The organism is Pantoea sp. S61, assembly GCF_016625145.1.
Classification (GTDB): domain Bacteria; phylum Pseudomonadota; class Gammaproteobacteria; order Enterobacterales; family Enterobacteriaceae; genus Pantoea; species Pantoea rwandensis_B.
This window is the reverse complement of the sequence record NZ_JACVUO010000059.1, coordinates 1-845: the sequence shown is the minus strand read 5'-3', so window position 1 is coordinate 845 and position 845 is coordinate 1. Positions and strand designations below refer to the sequence as shown.

1 protein-coding gene is annotated in these 845 nt (G+C 54.9%); it reads right to left on the bottom strand.

Going from position 1 to position 845, the window contains the following annotated elements; all coding sequences use genetic code 11:
* Positions 1-845: flavin reductase family protein (locus IAE30_RS29850; RefSeq protein ID WP_200681636.1), on the bottom strand; the 845-nt coding region annotated here is incomplete at both ends.

The window sequence follows — 845 nt, the reverse complement described above, 5'->3', positions numbered from 1 at the left end:
ATACCACCTCCTGATGAGACGCGGTGAAGAAGTGACGCACAGAACCTTCGATTTCATCACCGTAATAGAGACCGTAATTGCCCACCGCATTTTCGCGGATAAAGCGATCGACCAGCGATTTCAGCGCACTGTCCGGCACCGGCAGTTGCGCCAGCGAGTGGACATCCACCCATTCGCCCTGCGGTACCGCTGGCAAGGTGCTGCCCGTCGGCTGTGCGCACAGGAACACGATATGCTGCTGTTTCTTCTGGCGGTCTTCCCAGATGGAGTAGACAAAGCCTGGATTAGCTTCAATATTCAGCCCGGTGAACAACAGATTGAGCGTTTCACTGACGCTGCGGTTATTGACCGTTTGCGATGGCAGCCCATAACCGTTCTCTTTCTTCACCACTAACGCCTGGCCCGCTGATTCAATCAACGCGCTGACCACCACGTTAGGACCGGCAATCAGGGATTCCGCATTCTGATAAGGCGTGAAGTAGGCACCGCGATAGTAGCCAAGGCCCGGCGTACCGCAGGAATCGAACTGCTCGACTTTACCGATCAGAATCGCATGGTCACCGGCATCGATAACCTGATGCATCGCGCATTCAAACCAGGCTGAACTCTCATCCAGCAACGGCGTGTTGAACTCCCCTTTGCGCCACTTCACCAGTGAGAAGCGATCGGCCACTTTCTGCGCGAAGATATTCGATATCTCTTTCTGCTGCTCCGCCAGAATGTTGATGGCGAAGTGCGGACATTGCGTGAAGTTTTCGAAATTCGCGGAGCGCTTATCGATGCTCACCAGCAGCAGCGCGGGGTCAAGTGACACCGACGAGAACGAGTTTGCGGTGAAGCCAATC